A 22,347-nucleotide genomic window follows, 5' to 3' on the forward strand; every position below is an offset into this window, starting at 1 on the left:
GATTTTTATATATAAGGGTTTACGTATAAAATAGTATTTTGCATTAGATAATACAAGTATCTTGTTACCATCATCAGAAATAATCTGGGCGCCTTTATCTGTAATCTCCTTTAAGCGTATTTTTGATTGTGATATGTAACTAATTTTGTTCTCAGCTTTCATTGTTTCTTGCAGATATATGCCGTCCTTTTCAACCAACAAATCATAATAAGGAGAGTCGGTGTGACAAACACTTGTTTGACTTGCTTGTACAAAGTCAATGAATACCAGGTAGAAAATAAGTAATATAATCTGCTGAATAAGATGTTTCATTGTCAATAATTTTAAAATTATTAATATTAAATAATAGCAAAATAAGATAAAAATATGAAGGATTGTTTTTATCTTAGCTTTATAATATACAAAACAGTTTTATGTTATATTGATAATTTTCTTGTATTCAAGATAGATAGTTTTATAGGTAAGCTATAGTTCTAATTGTCCTACGCTTGGCGGAAACCGGTTTTCGGTATAAGTATTTATTTAATATAATTTAGCCACACCTAAAAATATTAGGATTTGGTATAGTTCCGGTCAGTGAACAGAGACGGTATTTGCTATACAAAAGCCATTCATATACATGTGCGTCTAAGCATTCTGTTATTTTGCAAAGATGGATTGAAGCTCTGGCAATATCTAACTTTATCTTATAATCAATCAAATAGTTATTTATTTGAATGATGAGTTTTGATCATATTCATCTGAAGCCTGCCGATAAATATCAGTTATATATTTTTGCTAGTTTGATTAAGCCATAATAATGTTTGCTGGTAATTTGATTGTGCAATTTGAATAATAAAAAAACCTAAGTTAAATTGAACAAAAGTATTATTTTTTCTGTTATTGTTTCATGCTAATAAAACTATTTTTATAGTTTTCTAATTCAGGATCCAACTCATTATTCGTTAAGTAAAAATTACCTGATTCAACTTGGGTAGGTATATCAGTTTGTTCAGTCTTTTTTTAGAAAATATAATGTTTTTGAACAGTCTGTTTCAGTACCAATTTAAAATCAATAAATTATGCTAGAATTGTATTGAGATTTTATATAATTTTGTTTTGCTGTTTTTTCTAACTAAATAATTGATTGTTGATAGATGCTGAGGCTTCCAGTAAATAACTGATTAAGCAAATTCAGCATCTGCATATCTTTGTTCTGCAGGTTGTTGATACTAATAAAACTTTATCATTATAATTTTCATTAATGTTTTCGATAAAAAACAAATTAGCTAAATGATACTGAGCAACTTTATCTCCATTTTATACTTTAATAATTAGATTATTTTGTTATTTATTTCAATCTTTGCAAAGCTTATTGCCTGAAAAATACAAGTTAATGCTTGCTGTTGAGATAAGTTTTTTATTGGGGTGTATCGTGAAGTTACTCTAGTTTTAAGTTATCTATTAATTCAAATTTTCCGGTTCTGGGATTAATCTTATATTTATTCCAATCAAAAGCCGTTGTTGATTCTAAATCATAAATAAAAATTAATGTCCATAAATAATAGTCTTTCAGATAGTATAATTTTTCTGAAGCTGTACTATAATTCGGATCGTTTTTGGATTCATAACATATTATAGAGTCTACCTTTTTATTATTTTTGTATGAAATTAATTTAATTACCATGGAAAATTCGTTTTGATTTTTTTTTCTTTTTTCTTTTTTCAATTTTAATACAATATTATCTTTTAGTTTCGATATAATTATTTCATCATTATTCAGATTACTGAATTTACTAAAATAATCTTTTTTTATTTTCCCGACTGTACATAATTTAGATTCTGTATTATCACAAGTTCTATTTACAGATAATACAAATTCTTTATTTGATAACAATTTTTCTCCATTAAAAGAATTATTTATTAAATTTTGTTTATTACTAGTCTGTGCTTTTGCAGTTTGAGTGCTGCAGGCAGACAGTATCATTAGTAAAATAATCAGGATATACATAAAATTTTTCATATTATTATTTTCCTTATGGAAATTTCATTAAATTCTTTAGGAATACTATAAATTTATCTCATTGTGTTCTGATCTGGAAAATTATTTCCTTCAATATTATATATAACTTTTTCCAGTGTGTTTTTGTTAAAGCTGTTTGTATGATACATTAATTTAGTATAGATAATTTGGGTTAGTGTTGAGTAATGGTAAACCCAAATTTAAATTGAGTATTTATGAAAATGGTTTTTGCAGGCAAAAAAATAACCGCATTCAGCGGTTATTAATGGTGGCCAGAGGCAGGATCGAACTGCCGACACACGGATTTTCAGTCCGTTGCTCTACCGACTGAGCTATCTGGCCATCGGGGAAGAGTGCGCATTAAACCAGATATATGCCGGCTTGGCAAGTGTTTTCTGTGTTCTCTTATCTATGTCGCTGTTTATTTGTTGGAAAAATTAGTTATTTTCTAGTTGCACAAGTGTGATTTTGAAATTCTATATGTTTAATAAGGTCGTTTTTTTCTTTTTTCAGAATACACACAGGAAACGATTGCTTATCTTGGATTTCTGTCTGATTCTTCACAAAAAGTAGACGCCGGATAAGAGCTGTATTAAGGTAAACACTTTTATTACAAGGGTGAAGAGGATGCAGGGCGAACAAAAGCCGGTATGGAAAGATGGCTGGTTACAGCAATGTATTCATGTACCGTCACCGAATTTCAGCCGGCGTCCGGCACAGACTAAGGTATCGCTGGTGGTATTGCATAATATTTCTTTACCGCCGTTTGAATACGGGCAGCAGGCAGTACAGCGTTTGTTCACTAATCAGATTGATGCTGCTGAACCGGATGATTTTATGCGTTCATTAACCGGATTGCGGGTATCCAGCCATTTTCTGCTAGAGAGGGACGGAACGATAATTCAGTTTGTTTCCTGTGATGACGCAGCTTTTCATGCCGGGATATCACGTTTTAACAGCAGGGATGGCTGTAATGCATTTTCGATCGGAATTGAGCTTGAAGGCTGTGATTTCGAACCATTTACGCCATCTCAGTATACGCAGTTGTATGCGTTATTGCAGATGCTGTGTGCGCATTATCCGATTCAGGCGATTACCGGCCATCAGCATGTAGCACCGGGGCGAAAGTCGGATCCGGGGCATTTTTTTGAATGGGATATGCTGCGCAGTAATGGTTTGCCGATAGTGACAGAATATCAGTGGCTTTTGTAGTTTATGGCTGCCGGCAGGGGTATTTTTAGTTATAATTCCATTCAACTGTTAATTAAGTTGCGGTTTTCGCAAATTGTCTGGTAGGAATGTAATGAGTGATTCTGTAATGATTGTGCTGGTGATAGGTGCTGCGATTATTCTGTTGGTACTGGCCTATAATATTTATCAGGAAAGCCAATACCGCAAACAATTACGCGAACAGTTCGGGCATGCTAATAAAGACGCTTTACTGGACAGTCAGGTAAATTCAGTACGGGATGGTGCGGAGGCACAGTCTGTAATGAATACTAAAACTGTGCCGCCGGCTGAGGAAGTAAATAAAACTGATGATTCATCCGCCGAACAATCTGAGACTTCGGCCACTGATGAAAAAGTTATTGATGACACAATTTCTGAAGAAGAGAATGTGTCTGCTGCGCAAGCGGCATCTTCTGCTCCTGATAACGTTGCAGCACCGGAAAATTCAGCAGCACATATTGATATGGCGCCATTATCACGCACGGTTCCGGTAAAGGGGCGTAAAGCTTTGCTGGATGTGCGGGACATGTCTAAACAGCCGCTACCATGGTTTGATGTACGTTTTGATTATCTGGCCTATATTGCGTTGTATCAGCCGAAAGAATTACATGCAATGCCGCGATTGAGCAGCCGTTCCCGTTTCCGGCTGGTGGGCTGTACGATGGATGACCGTTACCAGATAGCTGAACCGATTCCCAGTGTTTATTATCAGGGTTTTGTGGTTGGTCTGCAGGCAATCAGCCGCAGTGGTCTGCTTACGCATGAAGAGCTGGCGCATTTTGGCGAACAGGCCAATCGTTTCGCCGAGCAGATGGATGGTCAGCTGCTGTTAACGGATATTAATACTTTTCTGGATGTGGCGCGTCCACTGGATGATTTATGCGCAAGGGTTGACCAGACAATTGCGATTCATCTGGTATCACGTACAAATGTCAGCGGAACAGAACTGCGTTCTGCGGTTGAGAAACAGGGCTTTGAGCTGGGGCATGATGGTGCATTTTTTTATGCTGATACTGATGGCGAGCCTTTGTTTAATATTGTTACGCTGGATAACACACCTTTTACCTCTACTTTGTTAGCAAATCAAAATTATCGCGGATTCAGTATGTTGTTTGATATAGTACATATACCAAACGGCGAGAAATGTTTTGATCAGTTTATGGATATGGCTGTGAAATTATCCAGTCAGCTGGGTCTGGATCTGGTTAATGATAAAGTGGAAGAGTTATCCACAGAGTGGTTGCGTGAGGTACGCCGCTATGTAGTTGACCGGCAAAAGGAAATGAAGCAGGTTGATCTGGAGCCGGGAAGTGAACTGGCCAAAAGACTGTTTTCCTGATATTGCCTGAATATTTTAAATTTATAAAGAGATGGCAAGCCGCAGAACGGGGTTTGCCATTTCTTTTTCCTTTTCCTGAAGGATAGCTGTAATGGATTCAGTAAGCGAACAGCAAATTATTGATTTAACCGCTCTGCTCAATCGTTATGCGCATGAGTATTATGATCTGGATGCACCTACTGTGCCGGATGCGGAATATGACCGGTTGTTTCGCCAGTTGCAGGCTCTGGAAGAGCAATATCCGCAATGGCGGCAGCCGGACAGCCCGAGTATACGTGTAGGCGGGCAGGCACAGCAAAAATTTGCTGCTGTGGTGCACCAGATTCCGATGCTGTCACTGAACAATGCATTTTCACCACTGAATGATAATAATCAGTTCGACCATAGTGAGATGTATGCTTTTGATAAACGGGTACGTGATGGTCTTAGTGTTGAGCCTGAATATATTGTTGAACCAAAGTTTGATGGTCTGGCAATCAGTTTGTTGTATCGTGACGGTCTGCTGGTACAGGCATCTACGCGCGGAGATGGATATACCGGCGAGGATGTTACTCAGAATGCGCGCACTATTGTTAATATTCCATTGCGTCTGCAGGGTGATCAGGTACCGGATGTGCTGGAGGTACGCGGTGAAGTGCTGATGCTTAAAGCCGATTTTGACCGGCTTAATGCACATCAGCAGGCGGAAAATCAGAAAACTTTTGCCAATCCGCGTAATGCAGCGGCTGGCAGTTTACGCCAGCTGGATCCGAAAATAACGGCACGCCGGCGCTTGCATTTCTATGCCTACGGAATTGCCAGACTGGATGAGCGTTTTGCGGTAAATAGCCACAGCGAAGAGCTGGCATTGCTGGCTCGTTTGGGGCTGACTGTACCGCCACAGGATAATTTGTGCTATCAGGCTGATATTGGGAAAGTGCTGGCTTTTTATGAGCATATTTTTCAGATACGTGCAGATTTGCCGTTTGGCATCGATGGTGTAGTGATTAAGGTGGATAATCTGGCTCTGCAGGAGCAGCTTGGCTATGTAGCCCGTGCTCCGCGTTTTGCTATTGCCCAAAAATTTCCGGCAGAGGAAATGCTGACTACGGTAGAGGCTATTGATGTACAGGTGGGACGTACCGGTGCAGTAACACCAGTAGCACGGCTGACGCCGGTATTTGTAGGTGGTGTTACAGTTACCAATGCAACTTTGCATAATGAAAGTGAAGCACAGCGCAAGGATGTACGTGAGGGTGACACGGTTATTGTGCGCCGTGCCGGAGATGTTATTCCTGAAATTGTATCTGTGGTGCTGGCACAGCGTCCAATGGTGGAAAAACCGGCGGCAGATTTGCTTACTCCGCCTGAAGCTGTACCGAAATATCCGCCGTTCCGTATGCCAGAAAATTGTCCGGTTTGCGGTCATGAAATTGTCCGTGAAGAGGGCGAAGCAGTGGCTCGTTGCAGTGGCGGAATGCTGTGTCATGCTCAGCGGGTGCAGTCGCTAATTCACTTTGCTTCACGTCGCGCCATGGATATTGAAAATCTCGGTGACCGGCAGATTGAACAGTTAGTAACACAGGGCAAAGTCCGTCATTTTGCTGATGTTTATCATTTGCAATTGGCCGATTTGCTGGCAATGAAACAGCAGGCTAAACAGGAAGCAGGAGAAAGCTCAGCAGAGTCGGTGACAAATGAACTGGAATTATCTGCAACTGATAAAGCAGGCAAACAGCTGCCATCCAGATGGGCTGAAAATATTCTGGCCGGTATTCAGGCCAGCCGGCAGCGTCCTCTGGCTAATTTAATTTATGCTTTGGGTATTTTTCATGTTGGTGAGCGTACAGCAAAACAGCTGGCACAGGCTTTCGGTGATCTGGCTACGCTTACTCAGGCTACTGAGCCGTTACTGGCCTGCTTGCCGGATATCGGTAAGGTGGTAGCACATTCGGTAGCCTATTTTTTCAGTCAGGAAGATCAGACCAGTCAATTGCAGGAATTACTTGATGCCGGTGTGCAACCGCAGACAGAAACACGTCGCACACCGCTGGGTAAATACTTTACTCCTGAGCGGATACTGGCTCGTTTACCCTGCGCTAGTTTAACGGAAGCGCGGGCACAGAAGCTGTGGCAACTGGCGGGTAAGGACTGGTCACAACTGTTAACTGATAAAGCCTTGCCGGAAAGCTGGCAGAAATGGTGCAGCCAGCCTGAAAATCATGAATTACTGCAAAAGACAATTGAGTTACGTGAACAGCTGCTTAGCGGAGAGACGGAGGAAAAGACGTCATCGGTTAATGAAGCTGTAGCCGGTAAAACTTTTGTGTTAACCGGTACTTTACCAGACTGGTCACGTGATGTGGCACAGCAGCATATTGAAGAAGCCGGTGGTAAAGTGAGCGGCAGTGTATCGAAAAAAACTGATTTTGTGGTGGCCGGAGCAGAGGCGGGCAGCAAGCTATCCAAAGCTGAGGCACTTGGTGTTACTATACTGGATCAGGCTGCATTAATGACTATGCTGGGAATTAAAGAGTAAATCTGAATGAAAGCTGAACCAATCCGTAAGTGTGTTTTTCCGGTGGCCGGTATGGGGACACGGTTTTTACCGGCTACTAAAGCCAGCCCGAAAGAAATGTTGCCGATAGTGGATAAACCACTGATTCAGTATGCGGTAGAAGAGGCTGTTGCTGCTGGCTGTACTGAACTGGTATTTATTACCGGCAGGAATAAGCGCTGTATTGAAGATCATTTTGATAAGGCTTATGAACTGGAAACAGAGTTGGCTTACCGCAATCAGAATAAATTGCTTGATTTTGTGCAGGATATTCTGCCGCCCAATGTGACTTGTCTGTATATTCGCCAGCCGGCCGCACTGGGGTTGGGGCATGCGGTTTTATGCAGTCGGGCAGCAGTGGGTAAAGAAGCCTTTGCTGTGGTGCTGGCAGATGACTTGATTGATGCACACCCAGGTGCGTTGAGCCAGATGATGAATGCGTATTACCATACGGGTTGTAATGTCATTGGTGTAGAAAATGTTGATCCGCTGCAGACGGGTGCTTACGGTATTGTCGAGATTAATCATCAGAATGATTTTGATTATGTAAAGAGTATTGTCGAAAAACCACATCCGGATGAAGCACCCTCACATCTGGGTGTGGTTGGGCGCTATATTTTGTCTGCACGAATTTTTGATTTTCTGACTAATTTACCGCTGGGTGCTGGTGGAGAAATTCAGCTGACTGATGCTATTGCACGGTTGCTGACTGAACAGAAAATGATTGCGTATGCTTTTGCCGGCAGACGTTATGATTGCGGTGATAAGCTTGGTTATCTGGAAGCAACAGTGGCCTATGGTATGAAACATCCTCTGGTAGGAGAAGATTTTAAAAAATTATTGCAGCGCATGGTGTGTTAACGCAATACCGGAATTCATACGTAAATGTATCCAGTTTTGTTATTTGCCTGCCTGCTGTTTTGCCGGCAGGCAAGTTTTTTGCCTGGGGTTCTGCTTCAGCGCAATGGCATTGTCTGATAATTAGTGTTGCTAATAATCAGGCGTTCTGTTGCATACCAGACAACTGATTGTGTGTGATCAACAAAGCGCTTTTCATCTTCCATTAATGCGTTTAATGCCTTTACGGCTTCTGGTGAAGACCGGTTTTTCTGCATGCTTTCCAGATTCTGCCACCATATTTCAGCCATACCGTCAAAAACAAAATTCTGAGACTGACGCCCGTTCTGTATTATTTTATCCAGCCCGGGATAACGGTGCGGAATGGTTTGTACATAGCGGGTAATATTTAAAACGTTTTGCACGGAAGCCACTAGCGGAGCATGATGCTCGATCCAGTATTGGTCAAATTCTTCATAAGTAATATCGGGCAGACGTTTTACTAACATGGTTAACTTAATCATTTTCTTTCTTTCAGTTTGTGGGTTGTGCGAATAATGATAAAGTTTCACAGTAGTGTTAAAGTCAACAGAGTAAAAATGAAAATCAGTGAATTAGCCAGAAAAAGTGCAATCAGCCCCAGAATGTTGCGCTATTATGAACAGGAAAAATTGCTGACACCTGCCCGTACACAATCCGGATACCGTGAATACCAGCAGGCAGATGTAGAAAGGGTAAAATTGATTCAGCAGCTCAATAATGCCGGTTTTTCGTTAAAAATTATCCGGCAAATACTGCCTTGCTGGCATGAGCAAAACAGTAAATTTGAGCCTTGTGAAATTTACCTGAAAAATATTAATCTGACCTTAGAAAAGATTGAACAACAAATAGATATATTAATACAAACACGAACTCGTCTGCTTAATATGATAAATAAATAATGTGTTTTTGTGTATTTTATTTCGTATAATAGCTGCTGGAACTCAAATAAGAAATAATGATCACAGGCAGGAAATAGCGTTAATTGCCTTTACTGATGCTGTCTTTTATCTGCTCCCAGCTTAAATCAAATTTGGCCAGATATTTTTTCAGTCTGTCTGCATCATTGGCGCGCTGTTTTTGTGCTCTGGATACAGCAAACAAATACCGGCCGGCTTCGGATAAAGTTCGGCTTTTCCGGCATACTTCAATGACTTTTTCCAGCTGATACCGATCAAATTCATCAATTTCAGCCGGAATCAGCGCATCAGAAAAAGTTACTTGCTGCCAGTGTATCTGTAAACGCCGGATTTCATTTTCAACTTGTTCCAGAGTGATATTTCCTTGTATGGATAAAGTAGCCATACGGGTAATGGAAGCAGTGAGCTCACGGAAATTACCCGGCCATGTTGCCATAGCCGATGTGGCAAACTGAATATAACGGTCTCTGGATTGCTGATTAAAACGCGGCATGGTACCGTACTCCTGCGCAAATCGTGCCAGCTCAAAATCAATATTCGGTTCGATATCTTCTTTACGTTCGGCAAGTCCCGGTAGCTGGTAACTCCATAAATTGATACGTGCGTATAAATCCTCTCTAAAAGTACCGCGGATAATTGCCTGTTTTAAATCTTTGTTGGTTCCGGCAATCAGCTGAAAGTTACTGGATACCAGTTTATCTGCACCTAGCGGATAAAATTGTTTTTCCTCAATCGCCTTTAAGAGAATAGCCTGTTCATCCAGCCCCAGTTCTCCGATTTCATCCAGAAACAGAACGCCATTATCCGCCTGTCTGAGTAAGCCGTTTCTGCTCAGACTGGCACCGGTATAAGCACCTTTGATGTGACCGAACAGTGTAGACATGGCATTATCGCTACTTAGAGTCGCGCAGTTAATTTCTACGAATTGTCCGGTAATCTGATGCTGGTTCAGTTTAAGCCGGTAAATTTGCCGGGCAAGAAAAGATTTACCGGCACCAGTGGGGCCGCATAGCAAAATAGGCGCATGAGAGCGGCTGGCAACCTGTTCTATTTCGCTGATTAGCTGATTGTAATGCCGGTTTTTTGTCGCTATACCTGATTTGAGCAGTTCTGTTGCCTGGGTAGCATATTGCTGAAAGCGGGTCAGAATCTGGTCGTAACGATTCAGATTCAGGTCGATTATATTTATTTGTCCGCTGGGGCACAGTGGCGGGTTTGTTATAGGTTCTGCGGCAAGGTTTTCTGGCGATGCAGACGGTCTGGCTGGCGGCGATGATTGTAAAAGTCTAGCAGGATAAAAACGTGATTCTGCCAGTAAGAACCAGCAGATCTGCATTACATGGGTGCCGGTGGTAATATTCAGATAATAATTTTCTTGTTCATTATTAAAAGTATAGTTTTTGGCGATATCCAGTAAACAGGTATACACCTCTTCAAAATCCCATGGATCCTGTATCTGAACCGGAATCGGATTAACCTGTGTATCCGGGGCAATGGTTTTAATATCCAGAATAATTTCTTCGAGTAGTTTGCTGTCCTGAGTGTGATAAATCAGTTCCAGACGATAGATCGGCCATTCCGGATGATTACAGATATCAATAGTAGGGCGCCAGCGTGTCCAGCGTTTTTTTCCTTTGCCCCGCTGGTCAAGTACATTGCCTAAAAAACTGAATACGATATTTTTCTTGTCCATTATTTATTATTAGTTATATAAAATTAAATAAAATTATATAATATTTTATAAAAAATACGAAAATAAAACTAAAAATAATTTATTGAAAATAAATTTATTTATTTATTTTTATTTTAAAAACAATATTTTAATTATTTTATTTTAGAAATTTATGAACTTGGTACGGTAATTGCAATAAGGATATTGTCTGAAATACATACTGTTTTTTACGGCAGTAGGGTACATAGCGAATGGAATTAAATTAATCGAAAGACTGATTTATTCGCATTATCAACATGTATTCCCCGGTATGAAAGACGTTTCCTTCCGATGGAAAATTTTTGAATAGCTCAGAGGTAGAGCAATTGGTACCAAACCAATCTGTCACGGGTTCGACTCCTGTTTCAAAAGCCATATTGTAATAATTTGTTGTTTGAGCAATACCAGCCAGTAAAGGGAAATAAGCAAAGCAGTAAAGCTAAGACACGAAAAAAACCGGTTAACCGCACAGAATAAACGGATTAATGATTCTGTCCGGGTAAAAAAACCGGATAGCAGGCAAAAAATTGATGAGCCATAAGCAGTTAGTTGAATGTTTAAAGATATCAGTTTTTCCCCTGTTATTTCGTTACTTAATCCGTTTGATTGTGTCTCTTCTCTTTGCTGGCTGCCATAAAAGGAGATTTAATATGTTGAATATAATTAATGTGAAAAAAGGTGAGCTGGCCGTTGTCACCAAACGCGGTGAAATTAATACTATTGTTACCGCAGGCCGGCATATTTTCTGGAATCCTTTTGTCAACATTACTCATTATCTGGTGGATTTAGCTGATACTAAGATTGAACCGGCTATCGCGGAAAAACTGCTCAATTTTTATCCGCAGCTGGTAGAAAAATATTGTCATTATGTCAATGTGGCTGATAATGAGATTGTGCTGCGTTATGAAGAACAAATGCTGGTAGAGATTATTCAACCCTCTACTAAAGCATTGTACTGGAAGAGTTATAAAGAACAGGCAATTAAAAAAGTAACTTTGGAGCAAGGGTACCGGTTGTCTGATGAAGTTGCTATGGAAATTATTAAGGCAAAAAATACCGGCAGATTAATTGAAGGTATCGATCACATCAAACTGCATTATTTTATCGATGAGCAAATTGGTACGCTGTTTGTTGATAATCAGTTTGTACAGATTATTCCACCTAAATCCGTAATTGGTTTGTGTGAATTCAAACATAAGCTAGTTCTGGGTAAATTCAAACTACAGGATAACCGTATTGATGATTTGCTGGCGGCAACAATTGAACAAAATGCCCCACAGCAGATGGCACAATTCTGTATTCAGATGCAGGTAGGTGCTAATCAGACCGGTTTACGTTTTGAAGATGATTTACTGGTAGAAATTCTGCCTCCGGGAACCAAACGATTGTACTGGCAGAATAACTGCAAACAGCATATGCAGCTTATTGAGCTGACTGACGATTTTCAGCTTTCTGAGCAAATGGTACAGCAGCTGTTACAGCCAAAATTACGTAAAAAAGAAGTGACTGGCGATAGTAGTGTATTGATTGCACAGGTACCAGCATATCATGTTGGCGTATTAAAAGTTAATGGTAAAGTAGAACAGCTGCTTAATGCAGGTATTACTGCTTACTGGCGTTTTAATCGTGAAATCAGTGTTGAAATTGTCGATACACGTTTGCAGACAGTGGAAATATCCGGTCAGGAAATTTTAACCCGGGATAAAGTCAATCTGCGTATTAATCTGGTAGCCAGCTGGTGTTACACCGATGTGTTAAAGGCGTTTGCCAGAATTGCGCAGCCAATGGAGTTATTGTACCGGCAATTACAGTTTGCATTACGGGAAGCAATTGGTACTCGCAGTCTGGATGAATTGCTGGAAAACAAAAATTTAATCGACGAAGTGGTGAACGCTCATATGCAGATACATATGACGGGCTATGGAATCGAAACGGTCAGTGTTGGCGTAAAAGATATTATTTTACCGGGAGACATGAAAACCATTCTGGCACAAGTAGTAGAAGCAGAAAAATCCGCACAGGCGAATGTTATCCGCCGGCGGGAAGAAACTTCTGCTACCCGTTCCTTACTGAATACAGCCCGGGTAATGGAAAATAATCCGGTTGCTTTACGCTTAAAAGAAATGGAAACACTGGAAAGAATTGCTGAACGAATCGATAAGATTTCGGTTGTAGGCGGTTTGGATCAGTTATTGCATGGTTTGATTAATATTCAGGCGCAATAGCGTACATCCGCTAATTAATTGGTTAAAAAATAATGGAAGTTAAAAATGCAAAAGCAAGAATTTGAAGTATTAAAAGAAAATAAAACACGTCCGGTAAAAATGTGGACAAAAGGTGTGCCGGTAGAAGATGTGGCTAAAAAACAATTGCTCGAAACTGCACAATTACCTTTTATTTTTAAGCATATTGCGGTTATGCCAGATGTGCATCTGGGAAAAGGCTCTACTATCGGGAGTGTGATTCCGACTGCTGGTGCGATTATTCCGGCTGCTGTCGGCGTGGATATTGGTTGTGGAATGATGGCTGTACAGCTGTCACTCACCGCCCAGGATCTGCCGGAAGATTTAATGTCATTACGTCTGGCTATAGAAAAGGCGGTACCGCATGGTTCCACTCTCAATAATGAAAAGTACGATAAAGGAAGCTGGCAAAATCCGCCACCGATTGTACAGGAGTACTGGCAGCAGCTTTTGCCCGGATTTGAAAAACTGACCAGTAAATATCCGTGTTTTTTAAAAGCGAATAGTTATAGTCATTTGGGAACCTTGGGCGGCGGTAATCATTTTATTGAAGTTTGTCTGGATGAGTGTGATCGCGTATGGATAATGCTGCATAGTGGTTCACGCGGTATTGGTCGTGCAATAGGTAAATATTTCAGTGAGCTGGCTAAAAAGGAAATGAAAAAATATTTCATTGATACCTATTTGCCTAATAATGATCTGGCGTTTTTAGTAGAAGGAACCGAATACTGTAATGATTATCTGAAAGCGGTGCACTGGGCACAGGAATTTGCCCGTTTAAATCGTGAAGTGATGATGCACAATACTATCGCTGCTATACGCAAAGTAATCAATGTGCCGTTTACTACGCATTTACAAACTGTAAACTGTCACCATAATTATGTACAGAAAGAGCACCATTTCGGTAAGAATGTTTTTGTTACGCGTAAAGGGGCTGTTTCTGCACGAGAAGGTGAACTGGGAATTATTCCGGGTTCTATGGGAACAAAAAGTTATATTGTGCAGGGACGAGGGAATGCAGAAAGTTTTCATTCCTGTTCTCACGGTGCAGGCAGAGTTATGAGTCGTGGTGAAGCTAAACGGAAATTTACTGTTGCTGACCAGATGCAGGCTACGGCTCATGTAGAGTGCCGTAAAGATGCTGAGGTTATTGATGAAATTCCTATGGCGTATAAGGATATTGACGCAGTAATGCAGGCGCAACAGGAATTGGTGGAAATCAAGCACCAGTTACGTCAGGTTATCTGTGTTAAGGGTTGATATTATCCAGATAATCAACTGCAGAATATTTTTGTATAGAAAAAAGGATGGCAGACAATGCCATCCTTTTTCAGGTATTTAAAAACTAAATATCAACCTGAGCATTTAGAGCGTTGTTTTCGATAAATGCACGACGGGGTTCAACTTCGTCGCCCATCAGGGTAACAAATACATCATCTGCTGCCATCGCATCTTCGATTTTGACTTTCAGCAAACGGCGTACTGAAGGATCCATCGTGGTTTCCCATAATTGTTCGGGATTCATTTCACCCAGACCTTTATAACGCTGAATGTTAATTTTTTCCTGTGCTAAATCCATCAGTAATTCCAGTGCCTGGGCAAAGCCGGTTACAGTGGTAGTCATATTACCTTTGATGACTTCAATTGGTACGTCAGCAATACCGCTTAAAGTGGCCGCTGTCTGCCGAATAATTTGATAGGCGCGGCTTTCAACAAATTTTTGATCCAGATAGCTGACCATATGATTCCCATGCAATTGACGGGTAATTTTAATCATTTGTACTTCATCATCTGCACCGATGCGTTCCAGTTTGAGGTTGTCGTCATTAACCAGAGCGGTTAATGTTTGCACAGCTTTTTCTGCACTGCTTACAGTGCTTAAATCCAGATTCTCATTCCAGAGAAGCAGGGAATTAAGTACATTGTTGTCAATGATACGGCTTTCACGCGCAATCATACTTTGTGCCAGGATCAATTGTTTGGCGATTTCGGACAGAGCATTACCTTCCAGAGTATTTTCGCCAATAATTAATTGAGCATTATTCAGTGCCAGACTGAGCATGAACTGATCTTTTTCAAACTCGTCTTTCAGGTAGTTATCTTTTTTGCCATATTCCACTTTATACAATGGTGGCTGAGCAATATACACATAACCGCGTTCAACCAGTTCAGGCATTTGCCGGTAGAAGAAGGTAAGCAACAGGGTACGGATATGCGCGCCGTCTACATCCGCATCGGTCATGATAATTATGCGGTGATAACGCAATTTTTCCGGGTTAAATTCTTCTTTGCCTATACCGGCACCCAGTGCAGTGATTAAAGTACCAACTTCCTGACTGGCAAGCATTTTTTCAAAACGGGCTTTTTCTACATTCAGGATTTTACCTTTTAAGGGCAAAATGGCCTGAAATTTACGATCACGGCCTTGCTTGGCAGAACCGCCTGCCGAGTCACCTTCGACCAGATACAATTCTGATAAAGCAGGATCCTTTTCCTGACAGTCTGCCAGTTTGCCCGGCAGCCCCAGACCATCCATTACCCCTTTTCTGCGGGTAATTTCGCGTGCTTTGCGCGCTGCTTCACGTGCACGCGCGGCATCAACAATTTTGCTTGTAATGATTTTGGCCTCTGCAGGATTTTCTTCCAGAAATTCAGACAAGGCTTTACCAAGCACTTCATTCACTACGGGACCTATTTCACTGGAAACCAGTTTGTCTTTGGTTTGTGAAGAAAATTTCGGGTCAGGCAGTTTAACAGACAATACGCAGGTTAAACCTTCACGCATATCATCGCCATTAGTATCTACTTTGGCTTTTTTGGCAACTTCATTGGCTTCAATGTAGTTGTTGATGGTTCGGGTCATAACCTGACGCAGGGCGGTTAAATGGGAGCCGCCATCACGTTGCGGAATATTATTGGTGAAACACTGCACGTTTTCCTGATAGCTGTCGTTCCATTGCATGGCACATTCCACGCTCATGCCATCTTTTTCACCATTGGCATAGAAAACTTTATTGTGCAGAGCCGTTTTATTCCGGTTCATGTATTGTACAAAGCCGGCTACACCACCGCTGAATGCGAAGTTTTCGTGTTTGCCATCACGTTTATCAAAGAGTTCAATACTGACGCCGTTGTTCAGGAAAGATAACTCGCGGATGCGTTTGGCCAGAATATCAAAATGGTAATCGATATTTCCAAAGGTTTCGGTACTGGCCAGAAACTGGACGCGTGTACCCTGTTTGTCGGTATCACCGACAACAGCCAGCGGAGCAACAGCATCCCCGTGACGAAATTCTACAAAATGTTCTTTGTGATTTCGGTAGATGGTCAGACGGAGCCAGTCAGAAAGTGCATTAACTACAGAGACCCCTACACCATGCAGACCACCGGAAATTTTATAGCTGTTGTTATCAAACTTACCGCCGGCATGCAGAATGGTCATGATTACTTCAGCTGCTGAACGATGTTCTTCCGGATGCATATCGGTAGGAATGCCACGGCCATTGTCTTCAATAGTAATGGAGTTGTCGGCATTAACTGCTACGGTAATATGATCACAGTATCCGGCCAGTGCTTCATCAATGGCATTATCCAGAACTTCGAATACCATATGATGTAAACCCGTGCCATCCTGAGTATCACCAATGTACATACCGGGACGTTTGCGAACAGCATCCAAACCTTTTAATACTTTGATACTGTCGGCACTGTAATCTTCAGGGTGTTGATCTATCATAAGAATTCTTTACTAAACTTGGCAGCGGTTATGCTGTTAAAGGTCATTTATAACTGTTATTAATTATAAAAAACGTTAGTGGTATAACTGTATAACAGGCCTGTTTGAGGGCAATAAACCAAAAACTTATTATAGCATAAAATCGGTTTTTTTTCAGCCCTGTGCTATATTTAAGATGATGTTTTATCTGATGTTTATTGGAAGATAAGAATGCTGATTGTAAATAATAAACTGCCGTAAACCAGACTGAGCTATTAAAAACAGAAAGCTGGCGTACGGCAGTAACCGGATTTAAGAGTGCATGGATGTTTAAATCCGCATAGGCATAACTATATACTTAAAATTGGGATTGTTCGGGATGGTAAACAGTGTTGAACGGTTTGCATCACCAAAAGCAAGTTGTAAATCTTCTGCATGTAAATTACGCAATACATCCATCAGATAGTTGATATTAAAACCGACTTCCAGTGTATCTCCCTGATAAGCAATTTCCAGCTCTTCACGAGCTTCTTCCTGTTCGTTATTGTTACAGGTCACGCTCAGTAATCCGGGCTGGATTTGCAGGCGGGCACCGCGAAATTTTTCATTGGCGAGAATGGCTGCGCGTTCCAGTGCACCCAGCAGCTCGGTACGGTTGGCCAGAAAGATTTTATCGTTATCCAGTGGAATAACCCGGTTGTAATCCGGAAATTTACCATCCACGACTTTAGAAACAATAATGGTGTCATTACAACGGAAACGTACCTGATTGTTCAGCAGTTCAATAGTGATCGGCTGTTCGGGAAAGGTAAGCAGTTTAAAGAGTTCCAGCACAGTTTTACGCGGCAGAATAACTTCTGCTTTGGGTAAATCGGCTTCTATATTGCAGGCTGCATAGGCCAGACGATGTCCGTCTGTAGCAACCAGACGCAGCTGATTGCCTTCTGTCTGCATCAGCAGACCATTCAGATAATAGCGGATATCCTGAATGGCCATGCTGTACTGCACCTGAGACAGCATTTCACGAAATGTTTCCTGTGGCAGGCTGAAGCTGGCATCAATATTTTCGCCCACACTCATTAATGGAAAATCTTCTGCCGGCAGGGTTTGCAGATTAAAACGGCTTTTGCCTGCTTTCAGCACCAGACGGTTGTTATTCCAGTCCAGAGAAACGATTGCGCCGACCGGTAAAGCCCGCAGGATATCCTGCAGTTTTTTGGCATTGGTGGTAATGCGAAAATCTTCTGCTTCGCTTTTGGGGCCGATGGTATCAATCTGAATTTCCAGATCGGTTGCCAGAATCTTGATTTGCCCCTGATGGTTTTCCAGTAATACATTAGATAATATCGGTAATGTATGACGACGCTCTACAATACCGGTTACTGCCTGCAGCGGTTTGAGTAAACTGTCACGTTCTGCTTGTAATATCAGCATATTTTGTTCCTTGGTTTAATCTCGCAAAATCATCATTAAGGTTTCATACGCTTTGGTTGTTTCAGCATCATCCTTGCGGAGTTTGGAGATACTTTTTACCGCATGCATGACTGTGGTATGGTCGCGGCCACCAAATCCGCTGCCAATAGCGGGTAAACTAAGCGGAGTAAGTTCTTTTGCCAGGGTCATGGCCATCTGGCGCGGTCGGGCCAGATTCCGGGTACGTTTTTTCCCTACCATATCACTAATGGTAATCCCATAAAATTTTGCTACCGTATTCTGAATGTGTTCCAGGGTCATGGGTTTATGGTTAACAGCCAGAATATCCTGTAATGCTTCAGTAGCCAGCCCTACATCAATCGGGCGGCTGGCAAAACGGCTTTGTGCTACTACTCGCTTGAATGCACCTTCCAGTTCACGCACGTTACTACGGATATGTTTGGCAATAAAAAATGCAGCTTCGTCCTCAAGCTTCACCTGAGCCATCTCAGCTTTTTTCTGCAAAATGGCTACGCGCATTTCCAGCTCCGGCGGTTCCAGTTCCAGACTCAGCCCCCATGAGAAGCGGGATTTCAGGCGATCGTCCATGCCGTCTATATGAGTAGGCAGCGTATCACAGGTAAGGATAACTTGTTTTTTTTCGTCAATTAAATGGTTATAGACGTAAAAAAACTCTTCCATGGTACGGTCTTTACCGGCAATAAACTGTACGTCATCCATAATCAGTAAGTCTACCTGCTGATATTGCTGGCGCATGGCATCAAAAGATTTGGCGTGGAATGCATTCATGATGCCGCGAATGAATTCATCAGCATGAATATAGCGTATTTTTACTTTGTTGTCGGTGGCAAACAGCTGGTTGCCAATAGCCTGTACCAGGTGGGTTTTACCCAGACCGGTACTGCCATAGATAAAAAACGGGTTGTACATGCTATTGCCGGGATTTTCTGCAATCGACAGCGCAGCAGCGTGAGCAAGACGGTTCCCTTTACCTTGTACCAGAGCAGCAAAAGTATGTTCAGGGTTAAGGTTGGTATCAGTATAGCGGGATTTTTTACCATTTTCATGTGCTGAATCAGAGGTGGCCACTGATTCGCCAGCCTCAGGTTTTTCTGTAGCGGTCTGTTTGCTGTTTTCTTTTGTTTCGGCAGTAGCACTTGCGCTTTTGGTCTGGGTGTTTCGCAGGCGTTTGGCAATAATGTCCTGAGCAGATTCGGTACGTTTTGCCGTTGTCTGTGGTTTGGCTGAAACTTCAGAATGAATTTTATTGGTATTAACTGAATCCGGTTTAATATCAGCCGGCTGTTCAGCGACATTTATGACTGGTTCTGCAGTCTTGACCGGTGAATTGTTTCCTGCCGGTATTGCCTCAGTGGCAGCCTGCAGAGATAGTCCCTGTCCGATTTTCAGAATTAATGGTGTGCTGCCGTCTGGCAGAACAGATTGTCTGGCACTTTCGATAGCCGGCCAGAAACGCTCGCGGATATGATTGAAGGTAAAAGTATTACGCGCAAAAATAACCCAGTTGCCATTTTCTTCGCCCACAGTTAATGGTGCAATCCACATCTGGTATTGCTGAGAAGGTAAGCTTTGTTTTAATTGCAATAGGCACTGAGGCCAAAATTCTGTCAGGGTCATTCGTGAAGCTTAAATTTATCTGTCAATCGGAGCTGGCTGAAGGCTGGAAACAATAAGTGCCTATTATGCTAATTATACGCAATAAACAAATTTCTGACCATGATTTGCACTTTATACCAGCACAGCTCCCGTAAAGCTTTGCTACAGATTATATTGATTGACAAAGTGCTGTTCTTGTTGTGTAATGCTACGTTTTATTTAAAGTTAATTCGGGAATAAATTATGAAACGCACTTATCAACCATCCGTTACCCGCCGCAAACGCACTCATGGCTTTCTGGTTCGCAGTAAAACCCGTGGCGGACGTGCTGTACTGGCTGCCCGCCGTGCCAAAGGCCGTAAACGTTTGGCTGTGTAAGAACAAGAATGGATTATCATTTTGGCAAAAAATATCGCCTATTAAAAACGGATGATTTTTCATCCGTTTTTGCATTACGTTGCCAAAAAAGCCGTGCCTGGATTCAGGTTTTTCAGGCGCGCAATAGTTTAGGTTTCCCGCGTTTGGGGCTGATAGTAGCCAAAAAAGTTGCCAGACGTGCTAACCGGCGCAATTATATGAAGCGCTTAATACGCGAATGGTTTCGCCTGCATAAGCATGAATTGCCGCCGGTAGATATAATCATTCGTGTACGCCAGCCGTTCCGGCATGCTGAGTACGCTGGCGTAGTCAGGACTTTACAGCAGCTGCTTATTACAGCTGACAGGTGTAAAGCATCTTCGCAATGAGATATTTATTGCTGGGTCTGATCCGGTTCTATCAGTATGCCATCAGCCCGCTGTTACCACCGCGCTGCCGCTACAATCCAACCTGTTCGCAATATGCCGTACTGGCGCTGCAAAAATACGGGGTAATGAAAGGTAGCTGGCTGGCGATAAAGCGTATTTGCCGCTGTCATCCATGGGGTGGTTGCGGTCATGACCCTCTTCCTTAGCGAGTAGACGGAATACACTATGGATTTCAAACGATTATTGATATTTTTTGTGCTGACCATGGCAATTTTGCTGGGTTGGGAAAAATTATACCCGCAACCCGAAAAACAGCCAGCTGCACAACAAACATCATCCACCAGTAATAGCAATACTTCTTCTACTGGTGTTGTTGCCGAGAGTGCCCTGAATAAAACGGAGCCGGTAACAGTGACTACTGATACTGTTAAGGCTGTTATTGATGAAAAAAGCGGCGATTTACGCCAGCTAACTCTCAATAAATACAAGGCTACCAGTGATGCCAGCAAGCCTTTTGTATTGCTGGATAATGGTGCAAATGGCCATCAGTATGTTGCCCAGTCGATATTATTAAACCGTCAGGGTGATTATCAGTTTAAAGACCTGACATTTACAGCTGCGCAAAAACAGTACACGCTTAATGGTGACAAACTGGATGTGCGTCTGACCGCTGCCGAACAAAACGGTGTACAGGTTAGTAAAATTTATACGTTTACTAAAGGCAGTTACCTGATCGGGCTGCGCTATGAAATTGCCAATCACAATGCTCAGCCATTACAAATGGATGTGGCTTATCGGGTGCTGCGAGATGATAAGGAACCTGAAGGTACAGGCTATTTCGATCACACCTATACTGGTCCGGTACTGTATACCCCGAATGGTAAATTTGAAAAAGTAGCCTTTAAAGATCTTGACAGTGATTATACCTCTGGTCGTGATCAGGCAGATTATCAGCGTAAAACCAATACCGGCTGGATTGGTATGACCCAGCATTATTTTATGACTACCTGGATTCTGCAGCCGAAAGAAGGTAACAGTGTTTGTGGTACCAGTGACTGCCAGATAGATATCAGAAAACGCAGTGATAGTCTGTATTCTGCCGGCGTACGAGTACCGTTGAAAGATATTGGTGCTAACTCCACTGGCAGTTTCGGTATCTCCCTGTATGCCGGTCCGCAGATTTATTCTGTCATTACTAAAGTAGCTGATCATTTGCAGATGATTAAAGACTACGGCAAAGTATCGTTGTTTTCTTCTCCTTTATTCTGGCTACTGAACTGGTGGCACAGTCTGGTACAGAACTGGGGCTGGGCGATTATTCTGCTTACTCTTACTGTCAAAGCAATTCTGTTTCCGCTGACACATGCTTCATATAAATCGATGGCCAAGATGCGTGCTGTGGCTCCGCGTTTGCAGGCATTGAAAGATCAGTACGGTGATGACCGTATGCGTATGCAGCAGGAAATGATGTCGCTGTATAAAAAGGAAAAAATCAATCCTGTTGGCGGTTGTCTGCCTATGTTGCTGCAGATTCCGGTATTTATTGGTTTGTATTGGGCATTGTTTGCTTCGGTAGAATTGCGCGGAGCTCCATGGATTGGCTGGATTACTGATTTAGGCCGTCAGGATCCTTACTTTATTCTGCCTGTGCTCATGGCACTGACTATGTATCTGCAAACATTTATGAATCCGCCGCCAACTGATCCGGTTCAGGCGAAAATGATGAAAATCATGCCAGTTGCCTTTTCAGTAATGTTTTTCTTCTTCCCGGCAGGGCTGGTTCTCTACTGGTTGACGAATAATATTCTGACTCTGGCTCAGCAATGGTTTATCAATAAGCGTATTGAGCGACAGGCCAAACTGCATCGCTCACTGGATATATAAATATAGTCTGAAAAAAAGCACTTCATGTTGAAGTGCTTTTTTTATTTGCAGCTTGATTGAATATACATACCAAATTTTAATTGTCTAACCGCAG

At 41.9% G+C, this 22,347-nt stretch carries 18 protein-coding genes and 2 tRNA genes; 12 read left to right on the forward strand and 8 right to left on the reverse strand.

What is annotated here, in order from left to right; genetic code table 11:
• The 3 genes from H3U73_RS10590 to H3U73_RS00010 form a co-directional block, all read right to left on the reverse strand.
• A partial coding sequence (locus tag H3U73_RS10590) for a hypothetical protein (RefSeq protein ID WP_232336182.1) occupies positions 1-312 on the reverse strand: 312 nt, incomplete at its 3' end.
• Between the two features lie 1,108 nt (positions 313-1,420).
• Positions 1,421-2,002, reverse strand: a complete 582-nt coding sequence (locus H3U73_RS00005) for a hypothetical protein (protein WP_078474964.1) — start codon at positions 2,000-2,002, stop codon at positions 1,421-1,423.
• A 266-nt stretch (positions 2,003-2,268) separates the two neighbouring features.
• Positions 2,269-2,344 (reverse strand) — tRNA-Phe (locus tag H3U73_RS00010).
• A 285-nt stretch (positions 2,345-2,629) separates the two neighbouring features.
• Here H3U73_RS00010 and ampD point away from each other — a divergent pair.
• From ampD to galU, 4 genes are all read left to right on the forward strand, one after another.
• Positions 2,630-3,214, forward strand: coding sequence for a 1,6-anhydro-N-acetylmuramyl-L-alanine amidase AmpD (gene ampD, locus H3U73_RS00015; RefSeq protein ID WP_198189738.1), 585 nt, complete (start codon positions 2,630-2,632; stop codon positions 3,212-3,214).
• Positions 3,215-3,320: 106 nt separating this feature from the next.
• Positions 3,321-4,571 (forward strand): cell division protein ZipA C-terminal FtsZ-binding domain-containing protein, encoded by a 1,251-nt coding sequence (locus H3U73_RS00020; protein ID WP_198190317.1) that lies wholly within the window; start codon positions 3,321-3,323, stop codon positions 4,569-4,571.
• 91 nt (positions 4,572-4,662) lie between these two features.
• A complete protein-coding gene (gene ligA / locus H3U73_RS00025) occupies positions 4,663-7,089 on the forward strand; it encodes an NAD-dependent DNA ligase LigA (RefSeq protein ID WP_198189740.1) in 2,427 nt (808 codons plus the stop codon).
• Positions 7,090-7,095: 6 nt separating this feature from the next.
• The gene (gene galU / locus H3U73_RS00030) at positions 7,096-7,968 is read left to right on the forward strand and encodes a UTP--glucose-1-phosphate uridylyltransferase GalU (RefSeq protein ID WP_025331551.1); all 873 of its coding nucleotides are present in this window, start codon (positions 7,096-7,098) and stop codon (positions 7,966-7,968) included.
• 95 nt (positions 7,969-8,063) lie between these two features.
• On the opposite strand, the gene H3U73_RS00035 is transcribed toward galU, so the two are convergent.
• Positions 8,064-8,468: an EthD domain-containing protein gene (locus tag H3U73_RS00035; RefSeq protein WP_198189742.1), complete on the reverse strand. Its 405-nt coding sequence runs from the start codon at positions 8,466-8,468 to the stop codon at positions 8,064-8,066.
• 75 nt (positions 8,469-8,543) lie between these two features.
• On the opposite strand from H3U73_RS00035, the gene H3U73_RS00040 reads away from it, so the two are divergent.
• A complete protein-coding gene (locus H3U73_RS00040) occupies positions 8,544-8,885 on the forward strand; it encodes a MerR family transcriptional regulator (protein WP_025331549.1) in 342 nt (113 codons plus the stop codon).
• A gap of 79 nt (positions 8,886-8,964) precedes the next feature.
• On the opposite strand, the gene rtcR is transcribed toward H3U73_RS00040, so the two are convergent.
• Positions 8,965-10,596 carry an RNA repair transcriptional activator RtcR gene (gene rtcR / locus H3U73_RS00045; protein ID WP_198189744.1) on the reverse strand — a complete coding sequence of 544 codons (1,632 nt, stop codon included), beginning with the start codon at positions 10,594-10,596 and terminating at the stop codon, positions 8,965-8,967.
• A 318-nt stretch (positions 10,597-10,914) separates the two neighbouring features.
• Here rtcR and H3U73_RS00050 point away from each other — a divergent pair.
• The 3 genes from H3U73_RS00050 to H3U73_RS00060 all read left to right on the forward strand — a co-directional run bounded on the left by H3U73_RS00050 (position 10,915) and on the right by H3U73_RS00060 (position 14,117).
• Positions 10,915-10,989, forward strand: a tRNA-Trp gene (locus tag H3U73_RS00050).
• A 275-nt stretch (positions 10,990-11,264) separates the two neighbouring features.
• Positions 11,265-12,839: a slipin family protein gene (locus H3U73_RS10595; protein ID WP_232336183.1), complete on the forward strand. Its 1,575-nt coding sequence runs from the start codon at positions 11,265-11,267 to the stop codon at positions 12,837-12,839.
• A 45-nt stretch (positions 12,840-12,884) separates the two neighbouring features.
• Positions 12,885-14,117, forward strand: a complete 1,233-nt coding sequence (locus H3U73_RS00060; protein WP_198189746.1) for an RtcB family protein — start codon at positions 12,885-12,887, stop codon at positions 14,115-14,117.
• Positions 14,118-14,202: 85 nt separating this feature from the next.
• Here the strand turns inward: H3U73_RS00060 and gyrB are convergent, their stop codons facing one another.
• The 3 genes from gyrB to dnaA all read right to left on the reverse strand — a co-directional run bounded on the left by gyrB (position 14,203) and on the right by dnaA (position 19,644).
• Positions 14,203-16,593: a DNA topoisomerase (ATP-hydrolyzing) subunit B gene (gene gyrB, locus H3U73_RS00065; RefSeq protein WP_174834136.1), complete on the reverse strand. Its 2,391-nt coding sequence runs from the start codon at positions 16,591-16,593 to the stop codon at positions 14,203-14,205.
• 309 nt (positions 16,594-16,902) lie between these two features.
• Positions 16,903-18,006, reverse strand: coding sequence for a DNA polymerase III subunit beta (gene dnaN / locus H3U73_RS00070; RefSeq protein ID WP_084549915.1), 1,104 nt, complete (start codon positions 18,004-18,006; stop codon positions 16,903-16,905).
• 15 nt (positions 18,007-18,021) lie between these two features.
• Positions 18,022-19,644 carry a chromosomal replication initiator protein DnaA gene (gene dnaA / locus H3U73_RS00075; protein WP_198189748.1) on the reverse strand — a complete coding sequence of 541 codons (1,623 nt, stop codon included), beginning with the start codon at positions 19,642-19,644 and terminating at the stop codon, positions 18,022-18,024.
• Between the two features lie 222 nt (positions 19,645-19,866).
• Between dnaA and rpmH the strand changes: the two genes are divergently transcribed.
• The 4 genes from rpmH to yidC are packed head-to-tail and all read left to right on the forward strand — an operon-like array spanning position 19,867 to position 22,253.
• Complete coding sequence (gene rpmH, locus H3U73_RS00080; RefSeq protein ID WP_004283944.1) at positions 19,867-20,001, forward strand: 50S ribosomal protein L34; 135 nt, start codon at positions 19,867-19,869, stop codon at positions 19,999-20,001.
• An 8-nt stretch (positions 20,002-20,009) separates the two neighbouring features.
• Positions 20,010-20,369, forward strand: coding sequence for a ribonuclease P protein component (rnpA, locus tag H3U73_RS00085; RefSeq protein ID WP_025331542.1), 360 nt, complete (start codon positions 20,010-20,012; stop codon positions 20,367-20,369).
• A complete protein-coding gene (yidD, locus tag H3U73_RS00090; RefSeq protein ID WP_084547360.1) occupies positions 20,366-20,575 on the forward strand; it encodes a membrane protein insertion efficiency factor YidD in 210 nt (69 codons plus the stop codon). Before rnpA ends, yidD begins: the two co-directional genes overlap by 4 nt.
• 19 nt (positions 20,576-20,594) lie before the next feature.
• The gene (yidC, locus tag H3U73_RS00095; protein WP_084549913.1) at positions 20,595-22,253 is read left to right on the forward strand and encodes a membrane protein insertase YidC; all 1,659 of its coding nucleotides are present in this window, start codon (positions 20,595-20,597) and stop codon (positions 22,251-22,253) included.
• Positions 22,254-22,347: the final 94 nt, after the last annotated feature.

The sequence above is a fragment of the Snodgrassella sp. W8124 genome (genome assembly GCF_016100875.1).
Classification (GTDB): Bacteria; Pseudomonadota; Gammaproteobacteria; order Burkholderiales; family Neisseriaceae; genus Snodgrassella; species Snodgrassella alvi.